This window comes from Geminocystis sp. M7585_C2015_104 (genome assembly GCA_015295805.1).
In the GTDB taxonomy this organism is placed as follows: domain Bacteria; phylum Cyanobacteriota; class Cyanobacteriia; order Cyanobacteriales; family Cyanobacteriaceae; genus DVEF01.
This window is the reverse complement of record DVEF01000008.1, coordinates 1-2,891: the sequence shown is the minus strand read 5'-3', so window position 1 is coordinate 2,891 and position 2,891 is coordinate 1. Positions and strand designations below refer to the sequence as shown.

Genomic DNA, 2,891 nt, shown 5'->3' with positions numbered 1-2,891 from the left:
GGTGGGTGGGGGTGTGGGGGTGGGAGGAAAAGGGGGAGAGTGGAAAGGCGGTGGTAGTATTCATAAAAATTGTTGTGTTTCCCATGAGCTAGAGTAGTCCTATTGGGGTTTTGTGGGGGTATTTTTAGGATTTATTGGGACAATGGGATAAAGTGTGTAGGCTCTTATAAGTTATAATTTCCTGACATGTGCGGTCTGAAATTATTTGTAGATGACTATGGAGTACAGTTTGCCTTTAAATAGTTGTGATAGGGAACAGATTTTGAGCTATTTTGAGGAGAGTTGGTGGAAGGAGGATTGTCTATTTAATTCCATAAAAAAGGAGGAGATATTTTATACAAACCCAGATCCTTTGAGGAATCCACTCATTTTTTATTTGGGACATTCGGCGGTTTTTTATATCAATAAAATGAGAAGGGCAGGGATGATTAAGGAATCGATAAACGAGGGGTATGAGGAGATGTATGCGGTAGGGGTAGATCCAGAAAATGCAGAACAATTGAGGGAAAAGATAGTAAAAATAAAGTGGGACAGAGTAGAGGAGGTATGGGATTACAGGAAAAGGGCATATGAAAAAATAAGAGAAGCCATAGAAAATACTTCCCTAGATTTGCCGATAACAGAAGAGAATCCGTGGTGGAGTGTGATAATGGGGATAGAACACCAAAGAATACATATTGAAACTTCTTCAATGCTAATCAGACAGGTGGAGGAAAAATGGTTAGAAAAACCGTCGGGGTGGGAGTATGCTTCTACAAGGGGGGTAAATCCATCACAGGAGATGGTGAAGGTGGAGGGGGGAAGAGTAAGGATAGGGAGAGATAGAAATGATAACTATTACGGTTGGGATGTGGATTTTGGCAAAAAGGAGGTGGAGGTAAAGGATTTCTGGGTGAGTAAGTATTTAGTGACAAATGGGGAGTTTTTGAGGTTTGTAGAGGAGGGGGGATATGAAAATCCGGAATATTGGCATGAAGAGGGGTGGATATGGAAAGAAGAAAATGGGGTAAAACATCCCAAGTTTTGGGGAAAAAGAGGGGAAGAGGGTTACCGATACCGTTTGATGTTTGAGGAGGTGGAGTTGCCGTTGGACTTTCCGGTGGAGGTCTCCTTGTATGAGGCGATGGCTTATTGTAGGTATTTAGGAGGGAGGGATGGATGTAATTATCGTTTGATGACGGAGGGGGAATGGCATTTGGCATCAAGGAAGGAGGGGGAGAAAGGGGAGGATTATAATCTAAATTTTAGATACCACTCACCAACACCGGTGGGGAGTATGAGAGAGGCAAGAAGTGACAGTGGAGTGTATGACTGTAGGGGGAACGTGTGGGAGTGGTTGGGGGAAAAATTGAAACCATTAGAGGGATTTACTACTCATTACCTATATGAAGACTATTCGGCGCCCTTTTTTGATGACAATCATTATCTGTTAATAGGAGGCAGTTGGGCAAGTAGCGGCCATTCTGCCAGTAGATTTTACCGCAACTGGTTTCGCCCCTACTTTTACCAACATGCCGGATTTAGACTGGTTTTGGCCGAATGAGGGCAACAAGTTACAAATGTACTTGACTTAGGATGTACTTAAGGGAGTCATAATCGTTCTTAAGTAGTACACTAAGAGTACGGCCGGCCTGAATGAGCCACTGACGCGCGGCCTCCATGGCATCGGGTTGGAGGTGGCGGAGACGGTAGGATTCTCTAAGGCTAGCGGCGATGAGGGATTCGAGGGGGGTGTTTTGGACTTGTAGTAAGAGGCGGAGGAAGTGGGGAGATTCGGTGAATCGGATAACTTCCCTAGCACTACAGGTATAAACCCCCTGATGGATTTGAGGAGGGCGGGGGGGGAGGTATTGATAGATTTTGCCTTCCCCGGGGTTAAAACCATTTTGTTGGGGGTCAGGGGGTGTTTCAAAGCCCACAATAGCTGCCTGGAATTCTGTTTTAAGCATGGCAAATATTTGTGGTTGTTGTTGACGCAATTCAGCTAAACTAAGACCTAAAGCTCTTGCCTTGTGGACCGAGTCGATGGGGGCGGTGGTAACATTAGTGACGACGGCGAAGATTTTATTGCCCGACTCCTCGTCGAAGGATTTTACCCAACTGCCAAAGGGGGGCATGGAGGGGAAATTCAAGTCTTCTGGCTCGAGACACTGTGCTACAAATTGAGTAGTACTAGTTTCGATCACCTCGCCGATGTGTGTGCCGTTTTGATTATTTTTAATATCCAACACGATGGCCATATAATTTTCTCTTTTGTCCTTGCTATTTGTGGTTGTTTTTATAGTTTAATGTTGGTGGAATTAGGGGTGTTTTAATAGTATTAATAGTCAGTTTTTTCGATGGCACTTCTGATGTCGTTCAAATCTATATACTTATCTGTAGCGTTACGAAGTTCACGGGAGATCATACCTTCAGTGGAGACTACAGTGATGTGGGTATTTTTAGAGCGTAAAAGTTCGATAGCCCTTTCGAAGTCGCCATCGCCGCTAAATAGTACTACGCGATCATACTGATCTACAGTGTTAAACATGTCGACTACTATTTCAATATCCAGATTAGCCTTTTGGGAGATTCTGCCGGAGGCTTCATCGTAGTATTCTTTAAGGATTTTAGTTCTAACGGTATATCCGAGGCTAATTAAAGCATCTCTAAAGGCCCGTTGATCTTGGGGATCTTTCAGGCCGGTGTACCAGAAGGCGTTTACGAGTATACAGCCAGCATCTTTAGAGAAATAGTCAAGAATCTTACGGGGATCAAAAAACCAGCCATTTTTTTGTTGTGCATAAAACATGTTATTGCCGTCGACGAAAATGGAGACTCTGTCGGGGGGGCGGTGGGGAACAATTATGTTATTAGAATTGGGGTGGTAGTAGCAGTGGTGGTTGGTGGGG

The 2,891-nt window shown here is 44.2% G+C and carries 3 protein-coding genes; 1 reads left to right on the top strand and 2 read right to left on the bottom strand.

Features of this window, described 5'->3' with window-relative positions:
- The first annotated feature begins 211 nt into the window (after positions 1-211).
- Positions 212-1,543, top strand: coding sequence for a 5-histidylcysteine sulfoxide synthase (gene ovoA / locus IGQ44_00985; GenBank protein HIK36555.1), 1,332 nt, complete (start codon positions 212-214; stop codon positions 1,541-1,543).
- A 10-nt stretch (positions 1,544-1,553) separates the two neighbouring features.
- Here ovoA and IGQ44_00980 read toward each other — a convergent pair whose 3' ends face one another.
- Positions 1,554-2,240 (bottom strand): hypothetical protein, encoded by a 687-nt coding sequence (locus IGQ44_00980; protein HIK36554.1) that lies wholly within the window; start codon positions 2,238-2,240, stop codon positions 1,554-1,556.
- An 80-nt stretch (positions 2,241-2,320) separates the two neighbouring features.
- The gene (locus IGQ44_00975) at positions 2,321-2,848 is read right to left on the bottom strand and encodes an NYN domain-containing protein (GenBank protein ID HIK36553.1); all 528 of its coding nucleotides are present in this window, start codon (positions 2,846-2,848) and stop codon (positions 2,321-2,323) included.
- Between the last annotated feature and the right edge of the window lie 43 nt (positions 2,849-2,891).